The organism is Confluentibacter citreus (genome assembly GCF_002807055.1).
GTDB lineage: Bacteria > Bacteroidota > Bacteroidia > Flavobacteriales > Flavobacteriaceae > Confluentibacter > Confluentibacter citreus.
The window spans coordinates 102,255-120,758 of record NZ_NIXN01000006.1 but is presented as its reverse complement, the minus strand read 5'-3'; the positions used below and the strand labels follow the sequence as shown (position 1 = coordinate 120,758).

The following is an 18,504-nucleotide window of genomic DNA, read 5'->3' as shown; positions in this document are numbered from 1 at the left end:
TATAATGGAAAAATTACCTAAAGTGACCATACCTGTAATAATCACTATAATCATACTTATCATAGTATTGGCAAAATCAGCAGTAACCATAGGTTCTGGTGAAGCCGGGGTACTTTATAAAACTTTTGACAATGGTGTTGTAACGGATAAACCACCTTTAGGTGAAGGATTTCATATTGTAGCACCTTGGAATAAAGTTATTGTTTATGAAGTGCGCCAACAAGAAATACTTGAGAAGATGAATGTGTTGTCATCAAATGGACTGGATATAAAATTGGAAGCATCTGTTTGGTTTCAACCGGATTTTAAGAATTTAGGGAAATTACATCAAGAAAAGAGCGAAATGTATAAAGAACGTGTACTGCTTCCAGCTATACGTTCTGCCGCCCGTAGCGTTGTTGGTCGTTATACGCCCGAACAATTGTATTCCAGTAAAAGAGATGCCATCCAGCAAGAAATATTTGAAGAAACAAAGAAAATAGTTGAGGATCAATATATCCAATTAAATGAAGTTTTAGTTCGAGATGTGACGTTACCTCCAACAATTAAAGATGCCATTGAACGCAAATTAAAACAAGAACAGGAATCATTGGAATATGAGTTTAGATTGGTAACAGCGGCTAAAGAAGCAGAAAAAGTAATTATTGAAGCTCAAGGAAAAGCAGAATCCAACAGAATATTAAGTGCCTCTTTAACGGATAAAATTTTACAAGATAAAGGTATTGATGCCACCATGAAATTAGCGGAATCTCCCAATAGTAAAGTCATTGTAATAGGTTCGGGCGATAGCGGGTTGCCTATTATTTTAGGAAATCAATAGTTTTTTAGACTTAAATAGTTTCCATAATTAAGTTTTGTTGAAATTATTTGGAATTTTAAACTTAATTTATAGATATTTGCACATAATTAATAAAACATGACATTTATTCAAGCACATCACCATCATTTTCAAATTTGCACTCAAGCGAACTGAAGATGTATTGAATAAATTCAACATATTTTTTAAACCCGTTTGAGACAATCAAGCGGGTTTTTTAATTTTATTGCCAACTAGATTGTTTCAAACTCATAAAAACAAGACAATGAGTAAATTAAGAATTGCAGTTCAAAAAGCGGGTCGTTTACACGACGAATCTATGGATATTTTAAAAGATATCGGTGTGTATATCGATAATGGAAAAGATCAATTGAAAGCATCTGCCAAGGGGTTTCCTGTAGAAGTGTTTTATTTGAGAAATGGCGACATTCCTCAATATTTAAAAGACGGTGTAGTTGATGCGGCCATAATTGGAGAAAATATTTTAATAGAAAAAGGGGAAGGTATCACAATCGCCGAAAAATTAGGGTTTTCTTCATGCAAGGTTTGTATTGCAGTTCCAAAGTCTATGAAATATAATAGTATCAAGGATTTGGATGGAAAACGTATTGCAACATCATATCCAAATACCGTTCAAAATTATTTAGATAACAATGGGATTAACGCTCAGCTTCATATCATTAATGGTTCTGTTGAAATTGCTCCTAATATTGGGCTAGCGGATGCCATTTGCGATATCGTTTCAAGCGGAAGCACCTTATTCAAAAACAATTTAAAAGAAGTTGAAACCATTTTAAAATCTGAAGCCGTATTGGCCGTTTCACCAGTATTAAGTGAAGAAAAACAAGCTATTTTAGACACGATTCAGTTCAGGATTCAATCCGTTTTAAAAGGACGCCAATCTAAATACATATTGTTGAATGCGCCTAATGACAGAATACAAGACATTATTAATGTATTGCCGGGTATGAAAAGTCCAACGGTTTTGCCATTAGCGGAAGCAGGGTGGAGTTCTGTACATTCCGTAATCAGTAAAAATGAATTCTGGAACGTGATAGACGAGTTAAAAAAGAATGGGGCTCAAGGCATTTTGGTGTGTCCTATTGAAAAAATGGTTTTGTAATAGTTGTTTAGTGAAAGCAGAGTTTGAAATAGAGTTGATTTCTTATGAAAAAATGGAAACTATTCTTCCTCTCGTGGTTTTACTTAATGAAGGAAGATTTGAATATCAAATCTTGAAAGAACGCCTTGATGATATGTTATCTATGGGTAATTACCAATGTATCGGGGTCTATCGTGAAAATGAATTACTAGGAATCTGCGGATTTTGGTTATTAAATAAACTTTATGCAGGAAAGCATTTAGAACCAGACAATGTTTATGTTAAACCCGAATACCGTAGTAAGGGCATTGGTAATCTAATGATGCAATGGTTATTTGACTACGCTAAACAGATTGGCTGTGAGGGCTTAGAAGTAAATTGCTATGCAAAAAATATAAAAGGCAAGATGTTTTGGGAATCGCAAGGCTTTAATGCTTTAGGACATCACATGATTAAAAAATTTTAAAGATGCAAATAATTGATAATCCGAGTAAAACAACTTGGACCGACATATTAAAACGACCAACACAAACAGTAGATGATATTGAAGCTACGGTCAATGTTGTTTTTAATGAAGTGCGTTCAGATGGGGATTTAGCCGTTAAAAAATACACTGAACGTTTTGATGGCGTAAAGTTAGATTCCAATTTAGTGACTCCTGAAGAACTTCAAGAAGCGTCAACTTTGGTTTCAGATGCGTTGAAGAATGCCATAGACTTAGCAAAGTTGAATATTGTAGCCTTTCATGCAGCTCAAAAAACAACTAGAATTTCCTTAGAAACTACTGAAGGTGTTAGCTGTTGGCAAGAAAAACGTCCTATTGAAAAGGTCGGTTTATACATTCCAGGAGGTACAGCACCGTTATTTTCTACGGTGTTGATGTTAGCTGTTCCCGCACAAATTGCAGGCTGTAAAGAGATTGTATTATGCTCACCACCAAATAAACAGGGTAACATTGCTCCAGAAATTTTATATACGGCACAACTTTGTGGGGTTACTAAAATTATTAAAGTTGGAGGTATTCAGGCAATTGCAGCACTGACTTTTGGCACGGAATCGATTCCTAAAGTCTATAAAATTTTCGGTCCGGGCAATCAATTTGTTACGGTTGCAAAACAATTGGCAACAAAATATGGCGTCGCTATCGATATGCCTGCAGGCCCTAGTGAGTTGTTAGTCGTTGCTGATGAAACCGCCAACGCAGCTTATGTGGCTTCCGATTTATTAAGCCAAGCCGAGCATGGTACTGATAGTCAGGTTATTTTGGTTTCAACCTCTATGGGTGTCATCAAAAATGTTTCACAAGAAATTGAAAAACAATTGGAATTGCTTCCGCGTAAAGCGATTGCTGAGAAATCTATAGCGAATTCTAAACTGATTTATGTTGAAAGTGAGGATATCGCTTTGGAATTGATAAACGAATACGGTCCAGAACATTTTATCATCTGTACAAAAAATGATGATTTTTATGTGAATGGTATTGCTAACGCAGGGTCTATTTTTATAGGTAATTATACCCCAGAAAGTGCTGGTGATTATGCCTCTGGAACCAATCATACCTTACCAACCAATGGATTTTCAAAAGCCTATTCTGGAGTGAACTTAGATAGCTTTTTAAAGAGCATGACGTTTCAGAAAATATCAAAAGAAGGATTAAAGAATATAGGAAATGCTATTGAGTTGATGGCTGAAGCAGAAGGCTTACAAGCACACAAAAATGCGGTAACGATACGATTGAAGGATTTATAAAGTAACTTTTAATGCCGAAGATGTCACCCTGAGCGCAGTCGAAGGGTTGTTTCAGCATCACAAATAAAAATTAATGAGACACTGAAATGAATTCAGTGTGACAAAAAAAAATGAACATACAAGACTTAATACGGCCAACAATTAAAGCACTAAAACCTTATTCATCTGCGCGGGATGAATTTCAAGGCGTGCCTGCTGATATGGTATTTTTAGATGCCAATGAAAATCCGTTTGAAAACGGCGTCAATCGTTACCCAGATCCACAACAAGGAAAATTAAAAGATATTCTTTCAAAAATAAAAAATATTTCTGCTAAAAACATCCTTTTAGGAAACGGCAGCGACGAAGTTTTAGATTTGATTTTCAGGGCATTTTGTGAGCCAAATCAAGATAACGTCATCATTTTGCCGCCAACGTATGGTATGTATGAAGTTTTGGCAAATTTGAATGCGATAGATATTGTTAAAGTTGATTTGGATGACACATTTCAGCCGAAAGTCAATCAGATTTTAAATGCAGCCAATGCAAAAAGTAAAATTCTATTTCTGTGTTCGCCAAACAATCCAACTGCTAATAGTTTTGAAAGTTCTAAAATAGAAAAGCTTATTACCGAATTTAAAGGATTGGTGGTTATTGATGAAGCTTATATTGATTTTTCAAATGAAGCCAGTTGGCTTAGCAGATTGGATGAATTTCCGAATTTAGTCGTCACGCAAACCTTATCGAAAGCCTATGCCATGGCCGGGATTCGCTTAGGTATTTGTTATGCTTCGGCAGAAATCATTACTGTTTTGAATACGATTAAACCGCCTTATAATATTAATGAGCTAACTCAGAAAAAAGCCATTGAATTGCTAAGTATAAAGGATTTAGCTTCCAATCAAATCCATGATATTTTAAAGGAACGAACTAAATTAATGACTGAGTTAAAAAGCATTACGTTTGTTTCAAAAATATATCCTTCGGATGCCAATTTCATTTTGGCAAAAGTAGATGATGCCAACAAACGTTATAATCAGCTTATTGAAAAAGGAATTGTGATTAGAAATAGAACGACGCAAGTAGGTTGTGAAAACTGTTTACGTTTTACAGTGGGTACATCTGAAGAAAATGAGAAATTAATAAAAACCCTTTTATTAATTTCGAAATCCTGAACTTGTTTCAGGAACTTCTAATTAAAGAAGAATTATTATCAATGAAAAAATGTTATTGTTACATATTAACAAATAAAAATAGAAGTGTATTATACATTGGCTATACTGATAATTTGCAGAAAAGAATTAGCCAACACCAAAAAGGAACAGGAGCGGTATTTACCAAAAAGTACAATGTAGTTGATTTAGTTTATTATGAGGAATTTGAAGAAATGAAAGTTGCTAAATCTCGTGAAAAGCAATTAAAAAATTGGCATAAGGACTGGAAATGGAATTTAGTTAAAGAAACCAATCCTAAATTAGAGACATTAATATTAAATTAAAAAGGTCCTGAAATAAATTCAGGACATATAACTAAAGTTATATGAAAAAAGTATTGTTTATAGACAGAGATGGCACCATCATCAAAGAGCCAGGCGATGAGCAAATCGACTCTTTCGAAAAATTGGAATTTTACCCTAAAGTATTTCAATATTTAGGCAAAATCGCTAAGGAACTAGACTACGAGATTGTTATGATTACCAATCAAGATGGTTTGGGAACTTCTTCTTTTCCTGAAAATACATTTTGGCCCGTTCATAATTTCATCATAAAATGTTTTGAAGATGAAGGGATTGTTTTTAAGGAGCAATTTATAGACAGAACGTTTGCTAAAGATAATGCGCCAACAAGAAAACCAAATACGGGATTATTAACCAAATATTTTTCCGAGGATTACGATTTAGTAAATTCTTTTGTAATTGGTGATAGGTTAACGGACATTGAATTGGCCAAAAATCTTGGGGCTAAAGGGATTTACATAAACGATAACACACATTTAGGAACCAATGAAATCACCGTAAAACGTGAAGAATTAGACGCATACATTGCTTTAGAAACCAATGATTGGTCTAAAATTTATGGGTTTTTAAAGGCTGATGATCGATCGGGAGGTATTATAAGAAATACTAATGAAACTAAAATTGCGATTCAAATAAACCTTGATGGCACAGGAAAAAGTAAAATAGATACAGGCATTGCTTTTTTTGACCACATGCTGGATCAAATTGCACGTCACGGTCAATTGGACTTAACAATAAAAGTAGATGGCGACTTGGAAGTTGATGAACACCATACCATTGAAGATACGGCCATAGCCTTAGGCGAATTATTCAATAATGTTTTAGGAAATAAATTGGGTATAGAACGTTATGGATTTTGTTTGCCAATGGACGATTGTTTAGCGCAGGTCGCCATAGATTTTGGTGGTAGAAATTGGTTGGTTTGGGAAGCTGAATTTAAACGTGAAATGGTAGGCAAAATGCCAACGGAAATGTTTTATCATTTCTTTAAATCGTTCACAGATGGGGCTAAATGCAACTTGAATATTAAAGCAGAAGGCACAAATGAACACCATAAAATTGAAGCAATATTCAAAGCTTTTGCTAAAGCAATTAAAATGGCAGTAAAACGCGATATTGAAAAAATGATTTTGCCTTCCACGAAAGGGATGCTTTAATAAATTAAGAATTCAGATTTTAGAATTACGAATTCAAATCGTAAATCGTAAATCGTAAATCGTAAATCGTAAATCAATTGAAATTAGTCATTATAAATTACGGAGCGGGAAACATCAAAAGCATACAATTTGCTTTTAAACGCCTTGGGGTTGATGCTATTTTATCAAATAATCCTGATGAGATAGTAGCGGCGGATAAAATTATATTTCCAGGGGTTGGTGAAGCTAGTACAGCCATGAACATGCTAAAGGAAAGTGGATTGGATATTTTGATTCCAACATTAAAGCAACCTGTTTTGGGTATTTGCTTGGGTATGCAATTGCTTTGCAAGTCCACAGAAGAAGGTTATACCAAAGGATTGGGTGTTTTTAATACGGATGTGAAACGGTTTTCTAATGATGTGAAAGTCCCTCAAATGGGGTGGAACGTGATTAAGGATTTAAAATCTGATTTATTTGAAGGCATCAAGGAAGGAGCATATATGTATCTGGTTCACAGTTATTATGCCGAACATTGTGAGCAAACCATAGCAAAAACCGATTACGGAATCAATTATGCTTCAGCATTGCAACACAATAATTTTTACGGTGTACAATTTCATCCAGAAAAAAGCAGCCTTGCAGGAGAAAAAATATTAGAAAACTTTTTAAAATTATAGTTGATGGTTTGTAGATATTGGGAAACTAATAGCCAAAAGCCAAAAGCCAAAAGCCATAAATAATGAGAATCATACCAGCCATAGACATCATAGACGGCAAATGCGTGAGATTAACCAAAGGCGATTACGATACCAAAAAGATTTATAATGAGAATCCTTTGGAAGTCGCTAAAATGTTTGAAGCTGCCGGCATTGAATATTTACATTTGGTGGATTTAGATGGTGCTAAAGCACACCACATTGTTAATTATAAGGTTTTAGAGCAAATTTCAACAAAGACGAAGTTGAAAATCGATTTTGGAGGTGGCTTAAAAACGAATGAGGATTTACATATTGCCTTCAACTCGGGAGCAAAACAAATCACTGGAGGCAGTATTGCGGTTAAAAACCCAAAGACTTTTGAAGGTTGGATTGCTAAATACGGCGGTGAAAAAATCATTTTAGGAGCGGATAGCAATAATGGAAAAATAGCGATTAGCGGTTGGCTGGAGAATAGTGCAGACGAGGTTATTCCATTCATTAAAGAGTATCAAAAGAAAAGCATCAAGTATGTCATTTGTACAGATATTGCTAAAGACGGCATGCTAGAAGGACCATCGTATGATTTGTATAAGCAAATCATAGAAGAATGTACCAATAATAGTAGCGGTCAATCCATTAAGCTGATTGCATCTGGGGGAATTTCAACATTTGATGAATTACCCAAACTAAAAGCACTGGGATGCGAAGGGGTTATTATTGGAAAAGCTATTTATGAGAATAGAATCAGTTTAAAACAATTAGAAGCTTTTGTTTAACCAGTTACTTGTTAAGACTTAAAAGCCAATAACTTTTAACTTTTAACTTTTAACTTTTAACTTTTATTAATGTTAACAAAAAGAATCATACCCTGCTTGGATATTAAAAACGGACGAACCGTAAAAGGCGTTAATTTTATTGATTTACGTGATGCAGGTGACCCGGTAGAACTGGCAAAACAATATGCGGATATTGGTGCTGATGAATTGGTTTTTTTGGATATTTCAGCTACTTTAGAGGGTCGAGCCACGACTTTAGATATGGTTTTACATGTCGCTGAACAAGTCAATATTCCGTTTACGGTGGGCGGTGGTATTTCGTCTATAGAGCATGTAGACGATTTGTTGAAATGTGGCGCTGATAAAGTCTCCATCAATTCTTCGGCGGTAAAACGACCTGAATTGGTTAACGAACTTTCCAATAAATTTGGAAGCCAGTGTATTGTCGTTGCCATTGATGCCAAACAAATCGACGGCCATTGGAAAGTACATTTAGCAGGTGGTAGTATCCCAACGGATATTGATTTATTTGAGTGGGCCAAAGAAGTCGAGCAACGCGGTGCTGGTGAAATATTATTCACGTCCATGGATCATGATGGTACAAAAAATGGGTTTGCCAATGAAGCCTTAGCTAAATTATCAAGTGAATTGAATATCCCCATAATAGCTTCAGGTGGTGCAGGGAATATCCAGCATTTTATTGATACCTTTAAAGAAGGCAAAGCAGATGCGGCTTTAGCTGCTAGTGTGTTTCACTTTGGAGAAATACCCATACCTGAATTAAAAAGAGCATTAAAAAATAATAATATAGAAGTACGGCTTTAGGCCCTAACCCCAAAGGGGAAATAAATAAAGAATTAAAATATGTCAAATAAAAAAAATACTTGTGCCATTTCTCCCCCTTGGGGGGAGTTAGAGGGGGCTCTAGTTCCAGCCATCATCCAAGATATCACAACAAAAAATGTATTGATGTTGGGCTATATGAATGAAGCCGCTTACAATAAAACAATAGAAACCAAACAAGTTACTTTTTTTAGTAGAAGTAAAAATAGGTTATGGACAAAAGGGGAGGAAAGTGGCAACTTTTTAAATCTCGTGGATATAAAAAACGATTGTGATAGCGATACGCTTCTAATTCAAGTAAATCCAGTCGGACCAACGTGTCATACTGGAACAGATACGTGTTGGGGTGAATCGAATGATGAAACTTATGGATTTTTATCGCAGCTTGAACAGGTTATTGAAAACAGAAAAAATAATACCGATTCTGAAACATCTTACGTAGCTTCACTCTTTAAAAAAGGGATTAATAAAATCGCACAAAAAGTAGGAGAGGAAGCTGTTGAGGTGGTTATTGAAGCCAAAGACAGTAATGATGATTTATTTTTAAGTGAAAGTGCTGATTTATTGTTCCACTATTTAATCCTGCTACAAGCTAAAGGTTTCAAAATAGATGATATCATAAAGGTTTTGAAGTCAAGACATAAATAAAAGATATTAACTTCATAAGCTCATTTATAAATCAGTAATTAATTTGTATTTTTAAGGAAACTAACTATTCTTTAAACTAATGCAATTAACTAAACTGTCTATCTTAACACTTATGGTGTTGCTTGCTTTTTCATACAAAGTATCTTCTCAAAATGAAAAAGTATTATCCATTTTAAAGGAAAAGGGGATATTATCCATTGTCCATAAAAACCAGCCACTTATTGGGTATCAATATGCCGTCCTGGATCCGCCAGAAGGTGTCGATCCAGCATTCAAACGCAGTGGTTTTTTCCATCCAATAAATACCTTAAAAGGACATCGGTTAACGCGTATTCATGCAACAGACCATTACCACCATTTTGGAATGTGGAATCCGTGGACAAAGACCTTGTTTGAAGGCGATACCCTTGATTTTTGGAATATTGGTGGCAAACAAGCCACTATTCGCCATGCAGGTTTCAAAAACACGAATGTAACACATGAGTTTGCGGAATACCAAATGCTTCATGAACACGTCGTTTTAAAAAACAACAAAAATAAAGTAGCATTAAATGAAATACAAACCGTAAAAATCCATAATCCAAAAGATGATTATTATATCATTGACTTACAGTTTGATTATACCTGTGCAACTGATAGCAAATTTGAAATTTTGGCATATCGCTACCAAGGTTTAGGTTGGCGTGCCACTGAAGAATGGAATGATGCCAATAGTAGCATTATGACTTCCGAAGGCAAAACACGAAAAGACGCCGATAATACAACTGCCAAATGGATGCTATACCAAGGCAAGTTGGGAAATGATAAAGGGGGTATTATAATGCTTTCACATACACAAAATTACAACCATCCTGAACCTATCAGGGTTTGGCCTATCGGTCAACATGAAGGTTCTGTTTTTATAAATTTTTCACCAACCAAGACCAAAGACTGGGTATTTGAGCCTGGTAAAACCTATACATTAAAATATAGGTTGGTAGTTTTTGATAATGAGTTTACACCAACTCATGCAGAAACATTTTGGGAAGAATTTACCAAGCAATAACAACCAAAACTAGACTATAGCATGAAAAAAAACATTTCAAGAAGAACGTTTATCCAAACAACTTCAAAGGCATCAGCAGCAACTATATTGTTATCTGGAGTTCCATCAATAGTTCCAGCAAGTGTGTTTGGTAAAAATGCACCCAGTAACCGTATCAATATTGCCGCCATTGGTAATGGCCGAATTTCAAGGATTTATGACATGCCAGAGGTATGGCAATCCGAGGATGTACAAATACTAGCTGTTTGTGATTTAGACTCCAATCGTGCCAAAGATGCCAAAGCGTTGGTTGAAAAATATTATACTGAAAAATCAGGCAAGCCTTTTAACGGTGTAAATGTTTACACCGATTACCGTGAATTACTTCTTAATAAAGATATTGACGCCGTGATTATAAGTACACCAGACCATTGGCATACAAAAATAGGTGTTGATGCTGTACGCGCAGGCAAAGATATTTTTATGCAAAAACCAGTATCATTGACTATTAAAGAAGGTCGTTATTTAAGTGATGAAGTTAGAAAAACCGATAGGATATTTCAAATTGGCAGTCAACAACGTTCTTCACCTCAATTCCGTTATGCGGCAGAATTGGTAAGAAATGGCAGAATAGGCGAGCTTAAAAAAGTCCATGTTGGGTTGCCGGGTGATCCCAGTGGAAATGAAGAGCCTGAAATGCCAATTCCAACAAACTTGGATTATGATATGTGGTTGGGAGCTACACCTGAGGTTTATTATACAGAAAAGCGCGTCCATCCACAATCAAACTATGGTCGCCCAGGTTGGTTACGCTGTGAACAGTTTGGTGCCGGTATGATTACAGGTTGGGGTTCGCACCATATTGATTCCGCACATTGGGGAATGAACACAGAATATACGGGTCCTATTGAGGTTTGGGGACAGGCAGAATTTCCAAAATCTGGTTTATGGGATGTCCATGGTATTTTCACAACTTACGCAAAATATGCCAATGGCGTTGAAATGGTTGTATCAAACGAATTACCTAATGGTGTTAAATTTGAAGGCACCGAAGGCTGGATATTTGTTACAAGAGGAGATTATCGTGTTACAGCAAGTGACCCTGTGGCTGATTCCAATGGGGTAAAACCATTGGATGCAAGTGACCCAAAAATTATTACATCCCAAATTGGAGCTAATGAAATCCATTTACCCATTAGTGAAAATCATCATAGAAATTGGATTGACAGCATCAAATCCCGTAAAGAGCCTATAGCTCCAATTGAAGCTGCACATCGTTCTTGTTCTGCATGCTTAATTCATCATATGGCCATGAAATTAAATAGGAAATTATACTGGAATCCAGAAACCGAACAATTTAAAAATGATGATGAGGCAAATGCTATGCTCTCAAGACCACAACGGGAAAAATATGCTGTAAAATATGAATAGAATAAGTATTAAACCATTTTTATACCTAACCATAACATTGGCTTTAATGGTCTCCTGTAAAACAGAAACAAAAGAGGTTTCAAAAAAAAACATTCAATTTATCACCATTGATCCTGGACATTTCCATGCTGCGTTAGTTCAAAAATATAATTACCCAGAAGTGGATTCAACAGTTTATATCTATGCTCCGAAAGGTGATGATGTTACTTTGCATTTAAATAGAATAGAAGGATTTAACTCCCGTGAAGAAAACCCCACAAATTGGAATACCATTTTGTACGAAGGTCCTGATTTTTTTGAAAAAATGTTATCTGAAAAGAAGGGAAACGTCGTTGTTTTATCAGGAAACAATCGTAAGAAATCAGAATACATCAATCAATCCGTGATTAATGGCTTGAATGTTCTTGCCGATAAACCAATGGCAATCAATATGGATGATTTTAAGTTATTAAAAAAAACCTTTGAATTGGCTTCACAAAAGAATATGTTTTTATATGATGTTATGACCGAGCGATTTGAAATCACATCCATATTACAGCGTGAGTTATCAATGAATAAAACCATTTTTGGTGACCTTGAAATAGGTTCTCCAGAAGATCCAGCCATAACGAAGGAAAGCATCCATCATTTTTATAAATACGTTTCTGGAAATATTTTAACGCGTCCGCCATGGTTTTTTGATGTCAATCAACAAGGGGAGGGCATTGTTGATGTTACCACACATTTGGTTGATTTAATTCAATGGCAATGTTTTCCTAATCAAATTTTACATGAAGAAGATGTAAATATTAATTCAGCAACTAGAACGCCAACACATATATCCAAATCTGAATTCGAAGCTGTCACAAAACTTAACCATTTTCCTGATTATTTGCAAAACGCCATCGTAAACGATTCTCTCTTGGCTGTATTTTGCAATGGAGAAATTAATTATAAGTTAAAAGATATTCATGCTAAAGTGTCTGTAAAATGGAATTATATGGCGCCTGAAGGCACTACAGATACTCACTTTTCTAAAATGAGGGGGACAAAAGTCAACCTCATAATTAAACAAGGAAAAGAAGAAAATTTTAAACCAACTTTATACATTGAAACTAGAGCGTTATCTGATGCCAACCTTGAGAATGTAATAGTAGAATTTAAAAAGTTAGAAGAAAAATATCCTGGAATATCTTTAAGATCTACCCCATTAGGCTGGGAAGTTATGATACCTGAATCTTATAAAAACGGACATGAAGCCCATTTTTCACAAGTAACGGAAAAGTTTATTGAATACCTTACCAAGAGAAATCTCCCAGAATGGGAAATCCCAAATATGATTACAAAATATTACACCACCACAAAAGCCTTAGAAATGGCTAAATCTAATTAAGATGATAAAAAATATAATTACATTTTGTATTTGCTTATTGACAACAATTACTTTTTCCCAAGGAAAAGTAGACTCTGGTGTGTATAAATTTGGGATAAATAAATTGATGATAAGTGGAGAAACAACCCATTTTCAAGATATGCAATTATCAACCATTAAGTTGAATCGTAATGATTCCATTCATGATAAAGCCTTTGATAATAAAGAACAAATTTTTATTGTGAAAGAAGGTGAAATAGAAGTAACCATTGGTAAAGAAACAAAAATTATAGGGGCAAATAGTGTAGCCTTTGTATTGCCAAAAGATCAAATTAAAATTAAAAATAATTTGGAAACCCCTGCCATTCTTTATTATATGCTATATAGCTCCAAAGATGAAATGGATTTACAAAGAGGTAAAGACAATGCTGGTTCTTTTATCATAAATTTTACGGATTTAGAATACAATCAACACGATAGAGGTGGCATCCGAAATTATTTTAATACCAAAACAGCTACTCTTAATTATTACGAAATGCATGTTACCAATTTAAATGGGGGCATTAAAAGCCACGAGCCGCACACCCACCGTGCAGCAGAAATAGTGCTAATGATTGATGGTAATACCCAAATGGAAATTGGTGACAAAATATATAAAGCAAATGTGGGCGATATTTATTTTTTAGCTTCTAATATACCACATGCCATTCAAAATATGGGAAGTAATCAAGCTATGTATTTTGCTTTTCAGTGGGACTAACAAAAGAAAAAGGCATTAATTTACTTAATGCCTTTTCAGAAAATCTAGACAATCCAATTTTTTGAAATGGATTTTTTAGAAAACCACACCAGAAATATGGCAAATGCAATAATACTAATGGTCATTGCTATACCATCAAAATGTCCCTGAGCCAACACATAACCCATTTGAACAATCACAGCAATTAATGAAATAACAAACAAAAAATATGCCCATTTTTTTCTCAACAAAAGTCCGATAGAGCCCAAAACGGCGGTAAATACAGCAATGGCAAACGCGGCTGTTAACCATGCCGGGAGATTGGAAACCATCTCCAATTGTGCCTCAGTCAGTGCCGAACGCCAACGATCTGTTTTATAAGCTTGTCCCAAATATTGGTCAACGCCCATGACATTCCAAAAAAGAGCAATTACGCTCACAACCCAAAACCAAACAGGTGGTTTAACTTTGTAATTTGTCATAATAGTTAGTTTTTAATTAGTTGGTTACATAAAAAGAAATACAATTTATAATTTTTTTGTCACAATTAATAAAATAACTTATTTTACCCCAACGATATAGATGTTAATGAAGCAGTATTTTTATTTAGTTACCATTCAGTATTTAGGTTACCGATTTCACGGTTGGCAAAAACAACCCGATGTAAAAACCTTGCATTTAATGGTTGATAGAACCTTGAATTTCATATTAGAAGGAAAGCCTTTTAAAAGTCTAGGATCGGGCAGGACCGATGCCATGGTGTCAGCAGAAGCTGCGGCTTTTGAGCTGTTTTTGGAAGAGCCTATTTTAGATTTAGATGCTTTCTTACAATTATTCAACCATAATTTACCCCAGGATATTCGCGCCTTGGCCATCAAGGAAGTTGATAAAAAATTCAACATCATCAAACATTCCAAAATCAAGGAATACATTTATTTGTTTACTTATGGTGAAAAATGCCATCCGTTTTGTGCTCCTATCATGACAACCATTCTTGAAGACTTGGATATTGACCTCATGAAGCAAGGCGCCAAACTTTTTGAGGGTGAGCATTTTTTTAAATCCTATTGCTTTCGGGCGACCGATAACGGTATTTACAATCGAGAGATTTTAACTTGTGAATTGGTAGAAAACACCATGTATACTGCCAATTATTTTCCTAATAAAACCTATATATTAAGAGTTAGGGGCAAAGGGTTTATGCGTAACCAAATACGGTTGATGATGGGTACGTTAATTGATTTAGGAAAGGGTAACAAGTCTCTAGAAGATATCAAAAACAGTTTGCTTCCTCAAAGCACCATAAAAATGGATTACATAGCACCTGCTTCAGGGCTTATTCTCAATAACATAGAGTTTGATTAAAGAATTAGCGTAATTAATTAAATTAATATCTCAATTAGTATATATGTGAATTTTGCAACTTATTTAAAAAACTTTGTAATTAAGTTGGTTTTAGTGTAACCTATATTTACTTCATATTAATAATTAAAACTCTAAAAAATGAAACATGTAATCTATATTTGTTTATTCTTGTTTGCTGGAACTGTGTTCGCACAACAAAAGCCTAAAGAAGTTAAGGAAGAGGTAGAAGTGAAAACGGTAAAAGTGAAAGACAATGAAAAAACAACCGAAAACAAAGTTAAAGTAGTTACAAGAGAGACATCCGATGTTGAGTTAGATGAAAATGATAAAAATAAAACCAACCAAAATCGTGTGCCTGGCACTACTAAAGTTGAAAAAAAGACATATGTGGACAATGATGCTAGTGACAAATACAACATTTTAACTACTGAAACGTATTACAGAATGGATGATGGAAATTATGTATTTTCCCCAAGTGAACAAGGGTTTCAAATATCGCATACTAAAGGCGATAATCAACCTCAGAACATCATAGGCAAATCTTGGCCAACTAGTTTGAAAGGTTACTATATTGTTGATGGAGCATCACAATCTGGCATTGGTTATTTTGACCAAAACGGAAATTTTGTTACTGAGTATTATAACAAAGCTACCAAACAAGTTGAAGTTAAAACATACCTTAAAAAGTAAATTTAAAATATAATTAAACAATAAAAAGTCCTTTGATAAAAAGGACTTTTTTGTATTTTAGAAACTTATTTTACAAGTTATGAATCCAACATTCTCAAAAGATACTTTAGAGTTTTTTAAAAATTTAGAACAAAATAATAATCGTGATTGGTTTAACGACCATAAAGCAGCATTCAAAAAAATGGAGGCAGAGGCTAAAAAAATATACACGACTGTTTTAAATAATTTAAAACTCCATGATGATGTTGACGGATTGAAAATGTTCAGGATTTATAGAGATGTGCGATTTTCAAAAAACAAAGCTCCTTACAAAACACATTTTGGAGGGTCTTTTCATAGAACGAAACCACACTTAAGAGGCGGGTACTATCTTCACATACAGCCCAATAACGAAAGCTTTATTGCAACAGGGTTTTGGGAACCGGCTCCAGCGGATTTATTGCGCATTAGAAAGGAATTCGAAATGGACGACCAAGAAATTCGTTCCATATTAAATGAAAAAGCATTTAAAAGTATTTGGGGCGGTTTTGTTGGAGACGAAGTAAAATCGTCGCCAAAAGGCTTTAGTAAAGACCATAAGGCCATCGACTTAATAAAAAAAAAGCAATACATTTTTACTAAAAAATATACCGACGAACAGGTTTTAAGTCCTGATTTCTTAAGTGACGTGGATAACACTTTTAAAGCCGTTCGCCCATATTTTAATTATATGAGCGATGTGCTTACAACGGATTTAAATGGTGTTTCTATTATATAATCTCAGTAATGAGATATTTCTTTTGATTGAATTCAAAAACATCCTTTTCACATTTATTCTTTAGTAATTGTCCGATTGGAGAACTTAAAGAAATAGCGAAATACGCTTCATCATCAATCTCAATCTTACCAATACTTGTTGAAATGTAAAAATTCATGATATCGGTTTTTACAATGCTGCCCAAAATGGCATCCGTAGAATCAATATTGGTTTTTATAAGTTTTAAATGTTCCTTGGTTTTTGTGGCATCGTTAAGATGCTCCATGTTTTTTTCAAGATCATTAAATAATTTACCATTCCCGGCATCATCATCTTCTGAGTTTCCTTGGTCATTACTGGCAATTGATTCTTTAATTAATTGAATTTCATTTTTGTAATCTGCAATTCGTTTATCAACGTATTCATTACATTTTTGCAATAGTTTCTGTTTTGTAGTCATTAAAATTAAACGGCTTTTAGCACTTCGGGTCTCTCAAAAAGAAGTATATTACTAATTAGCCGTTCTTTAACAATATGCATCATGCGCTTATTTAAAGCAGAAGAATTTTGTATATAAATGGAATATTCTTCCACCGTAAACAGACCTATAATAATACCTTTCAGAGAGTTACGAAATTTCATATCTTTTGTAATAGCATTTTCTATGTAATCCAAACGCTTTTCCAAAGATAATCCATAAAATACACATTTATGCTTTTCTATATAATTTTTAAAAACAGCTACCAATAAATCGTTTTGTAGTTTGGTAATTGGTCGTAATACTAAGTTTTGAAAACGTTCGTCACTACTCATATTTTCGTGAATGGAGGCCGAAGAAATTTCGGGACGAATACTGCTTAAACTGTGTTGTCTGGAGTCCATGGTTTTTAAGAGTTTTAATAAAATTATAGATTTATGAACCTTTAAAAAGTGTATGAACTTATTAATTGTTAACGAGGTTATTAACAATTAAAATTTTATCTTTAAATTCCATTACAAACAATACGATGAAATGAAATTTGGAAGTACAGATAATCCTGAAAATATAGACTTTACATTACCACCAGACCATCCGGAAACAAGAAGGGTACTATACAAATTTATAGATGATAATATCCCCGAAATGTATGTTGGCTGTGCTAAATGGAACAAAGCCGATTTAAAAGGATTTTACCCAAAAGGGACTAAAGATGAGTTGGAATATTATTCTAGACAATTTAATTCTATTGAATTAAATGCCACATTTTACAGAATTTTTCCTGCAGAACAATTTGCCAACTGGTATGAAAAAACGCCAAAGGGATTTAAGTTTTTCCCTAAACTGAATCAAGAAATAAGTCATTGGAAACGTCTACAGGATACCAAGGACGTGGTGGAAACTTATTTGTACAATGCCTCCAATTTAAAGGAAAAATTAGGCACAGTATTTTTGCAAATGCACGATAATTTCGCTCCTAAGGATTTTGACAGGGTCGTAACATTTGTCGAATCCTGGCCAAAGGAGATTCCGTTGGCGGTGGAATTCAGACATACCAAATGGTATAACGATACAACTGTAGCTAGTGAATTATATCAACTTTTGGAAACTAACAACGTTTCGAATGTCATCGTAGATACGGCGGGGAGACGTGATTTGTTGCACATGCGATTAACCAATGCCAGCGCATTCGTTAGGTATGTGGGCGCTAACCATGCCAGTGACTACAACCGTTTGGATGATTGGATAGAGCGATTAAAAGATTGGAAAACCCAAGGCATTAAAGAAGTAGATTTCTTTATCCATCAAAATATTGAAAAAGAATCGCCTTTACTATCAGCTTATTTTATTAAAAAATTAAATTCAGAGCTTGGTTATTCTCTTAAAATCCCAGGTGAGGGAAATGGTGATACCTTATTTTAAA

Annotated in this window: 22 protein-coding genes; 19 read left to right on the top strand and 3 right to left on the bottom strand. The window is 34.5% G+C overall.

Translation table 11 applies throughout. The features are described 5' to 3' along the window. Positions 1 to 4: 4 nt before the first annotated feature. From CDH49_RS12170 to CDH49_RS12100, 15 genes are all read left to right on the top strand, one after another. Positions 5 to 820 (top strand): prohibitin family protein, encoded by an 816-nt coding sequence (locus CDH49_RS12170; protein ID WP_100615804.1) that lies wholly within the window; start codon positions 5 to 7, stop codon positions 818 to 820. Positions 821 to 1,082: 262 nt separating this feature from the next. Further along, positions 1,083 to 1,940 (top strand): ATP phosphoribosyltransferase, encoded by an 858-nt coding sequence (gene hisG / locus CDH49_RS12165; protein WP_100615803.1) that lies wholly within the window; start codon positions 1,083 to 1,085, stop codon positions 1,938 to 1,940. Between the two features lie 10 nt (positions 1,941 to 1,950). Continuing rightward, complete coding sequence (locus tag CDH49_RS12160; protein ID WP_100615925.1) at positions 1,951 to 2,385, top strand: GNAT family N-acetyltransferase; 435 nt, start codon at positions 1,951 to 1,953, stop codon at positions 2,383 to 2,385. A gap of 2 nt (positions 2,386 to 2,387) precedes the next feature. Continuing rightward, a complete protein-coding gene (gene hisD, locus CDH49_RS12155; RefSeq protein WP_100615802.1) occupies positions 2,388 to 3,668 on the top strand; it encodes a histidinol dehydrogenase in 1,281 nt (426 codons plus the stop codon). 110 nt (positions 3,669 to 3,778) lie between these two features. Further along, a complete protein-coding gene (hisC, locus tag CDH49_RS12150) occupies positions 3,779 to 4,822 on the top strand; it encodes a histidinol-phosphate transaminase (RefSeq protein WP_100615801.1) in 1,044 nt (347 codons plus the stop codon). Positions 4,823 to 4,824: 2 nt separating this feature from the next. Then, a complete protein-coding gene (locus tag CDH49_RS12145; RefSeq protein ID WP_239970652.1) occupies positions 4,825 to 5,145 on the top strand; it encodes a GIY-YIG nuclease family protein in 321 nt (106 codons plus the stop codon). Positions 5,146 to 5,186: 41 nt separating this feature from the next. Then, entirely contained in the window at positions 5,187 to 6,320 is a 1,134-nt protein-coding gene (hisB, locus tag CDH49_RS12140) for a bifunctional histidinol-phosphatase/imidazoleglycerol-phosphate dehydratase HisB (protein WP_100615800.1), read from the top strand. 77 nt (positions 6,321 to 6,397) lie between these two features. Beyond that, a complete protein-coding gene (gene hisH / locus CDH49_RS12135; protein WP_100615799.1) occupies positions 6,398 to 6,979 on the top strand; it encodes an imidazole glycerol phosphate synthase subunit HisH in 582 nt (193 codons plus the stop codon). Positions 6,980 to 7,041: 62 nt separating this feature from the next. After that, the gene (hisA, locus tag CDH49_RS12130; RefSeq protein WP_100615798.1) at positions 7,042 to 7,776 is read left to right on the top strand and encodes a 1-(5-phosphoribosyl)-5-[(5-phosphoribosylamino)methylideneamino]imidazole-4-carboxamide isomerase; all 735 of its coding nucleotides are present in this window, start codon (positions 7,042 to 7,044) and stop codon (positions 7,774 to 7,776) included. A 69-nt stretch (positions 7,777 to 7,845) separates the two neighbouring features. Beyond that, the gene (gene hisF, locus CDH49_RS12125) at positions 7,846 to 8,601 is read left to right on the top strand and encodes an imidazole glycerol phosphate synthase subunit HisF (RefSeq protein WP_100615797.1); all 756 of its coding nucleotides are present in this window, start codon (positions 7,846 to 7,848) and stop codon (positions 8,599 to 8,601) included. Between the two features lie 39 nt (positions 8,602 to 8,640). Then, a complete protein-coding gene (gene hisIE, locus CDH49_RS12120) occupies positions 8,641 to 9,267 on the top strand; it encodes a bifunctional phosphoribosyl-AMP cyclohydrolase/phosphoribosyl-ATP diphosphatase HisIE (RefSeq protein ID WP_100615796.1) in 627 nt (208 codons plus the stop codon). Between the two features lie 79 nt (positions 9,268 to 9,346). Beyond that, on the top strand, positions 9,347 to 10,312 hold the full coding sequence (locus tag CDH49_RS12115) for a DUF6807 domain-containing protein (protein ID WP_100615795.1): 966 nt from the start codon (positions 9,347 to 9,349) through the stop codon (positions 10,310 to 10,312). Positions 10,313 to 10,333: 21 nt separating this feature from the next. Then, positions 10,334 to 11,722, top strand: coding sequence for a Gfo/Idh/MocA family protein (locus CDH49_RS12110; protein ID WP_100615794.1), 1,389 nt, complete (start codon positions 10,334 to 10,336; stop codon positions 11,720 to 11,722). Then, complete coding sequence (locus tag CDH49_RS12105; protein ID WP_100615793.1) at positions 11,715 to 13,094, top strand: putative oxidoreductase C-terminal domain-containing protein; 1,380 nt, start codon at positions 11,715 to 11,717, stop codon at positions 13,092 to 13,094. Before CDH49_RS12110 ends, CDH49_RS12105 begins: the two co-directional genes overlap by 8 nt. A 1-nt stretch (position 13,095) precedes the next feature. Beyond that, positions 13,096 to 13,833 carry a cupin domain-containing protein gene (locus CDH49_RS12100; RefSeq protein WP_100615792.1) on the top strand — a complete coding sequence of 246 codons (738 nt, stop codon included), beginning with the start codon at positions 13,096 to 13,098 and terminating at the stop codon, positions 13,831 to 13,833. A 44-nt stretch (positions 13,834 to 13,877) separates the two neighbouring features. Here the strand turns inward: CDH49_RS12100 and CDH49_RS12095 are convergent, their stop codons facing one another. After that, entirely contained in the window at positions 13,878 to 14,294 is a 417-nt protein-coding gene (locus tag CDH49_RS12095; RefSeq protein ID WP_100615791.1) for a hypothetical protein, read from the bottom strand. A 100-nt stretch (positions 14,295 to 14,394) separates the two neighbouring features. On the opposite strand from CDH49_RS12095, the gene CDH49_RS12090 reads away from it, so the two are divergent. The 3 genes from CDH49_RS12090 (at position 14,395) to CDH49_RS12080 (ending at position 16,624) form a co-directional block, all read left to right on the top strand. Next, positions 14,395 to 15,177 (top strand): tRNA pseudouridine synthase A, encoded by a 783-nt coding sequence (locus CDH49_RS12090; protein WP_193434735.1) that lies wholly within the window; start codon positions 14,395 to 14,397, stop codon positions 15,175 to 15,177. A gap of 138 nt (positions 15,178 to 15,315) precedes the next feature. Further along, positions 15,316 to 15,867 carry a hypothetical protein gene (locus CDH49_RS12085; RefSeq protein ID WP_100615789.1) on the top strand — a complete coding sequence of 184 codons (552 nt, stop codon included), beginning with the start codon at positions 15,316 to 15,318 and terminating at the stop codon, positions 15,865 to 15,867. A 79-nt stretch (positions 15,868 to 15,946) separates the two neighbouring features. Further along, a complete protein-coding gene (locus CDH49_RS12080; protein ID WP_100615788.1) occupies positions 15,947 to 16,624 on the top strand; it encodes a DUF2461 domain-containing protein in 678 nt (225 codons plus the stop codon). Here CDH49_RS12080 and CDH49_RS12075 read toward each other — a convergent pair. Together CDH49_RS12075 and CDH49_RS12070 are read right to left on the bottom strand one after the other, a co-directional pair. Then, positions 16,617 to 17,063 (bottom strand): hypothetical protein, encoded by a 447-nt coding sequence (locus CDH49_RS12075; RefSeq protein WP_100615787.1) that lies wholly within the window; start codon positions 17,061 to 17,063, stop codon positions 16,617 to 16,619. The genes CDH49_RS12080 and CDH49_RS12075 overlap by 8 nt on opposite strands. A gap of 5 nt (positions 17,064 to 17,068) precedes the next feature. Beyond that, the gene (locus CDH49_RS12070; protein WP_100615924.1) at positions 17,069 to 17,485 is read right to left on the bottom strand and encodes a glyoxalase; all 417 of its coding nucleotides are present in this window, start codon (positions 17,483 to 17,485) and stop codon (positions 17,069 to 17,071) included. 130 nt (positions 17,486 to 17,615) lie between these two features. Here CDH49_RS12070 and CDH49_RS12065 point away from each other — a divergent pair, with 130 nt between their 5' ends. Next, positions 17,616 to 18,503 (top strand): DUF72 domain-containing protein, encoded by an 888-nt coding sequence (locus CDH49_RS12065; protein ID WP_100615786.1) that lies wholly within the window; start codon positions 17,616 to 17,618, stop codon positions 18,501 to 18,503. The last annotated feature ends 1 nt before the right edge of the window (position 18,504 follow it).